Annotated in this window: 1 protein-coding gene; it reads right to left on the minus strand. The window is 63.7% G+C overall.

Annotated features, from left to right (window positions below; genetic code table 11):
* Positions 1-259: M24 family metallopeptidase (locus tag NLU14_RS22335; protein ID WP_275710739.1), on the minus strand; the 259-nt coding region annotated here is incomplete at both ends.

Here is a 259-nt window from a genome sequence, read left to right on the forward strand (position 1 = left end):
CGAGCATCAGGCATTCATAGGTCACGTCGACCAGGCGTCGCGCCTTGATGCCGACATCGCCGACCAGGAACATGCGGCTGGTGTCGCCGTGCCAGCCGTCGAGCATCGGCGTCACGTCGATATTGACGATGTCGCCGTCCTTGAGCGTCTTCTCGCTCGGGATGCCGTGGCAGACGACATGGTTGATCGAGATGCAGCAGCTGTGTGTATAGCCGCGATAGCCGAGCGTCGCAGGCACGCCGCCGGCGGCGACGGTCAT

It is taken from the genome of Marinobacter iranensis, assembly GCF_029207565.1.
GTDB classification, from domain to species: Bacteria; Pseudomonadota; Gammaproteobacteria; order Pseudomonadales; family Oleiphilaceae; genus Marinobacter; species Marinobacter iranensis.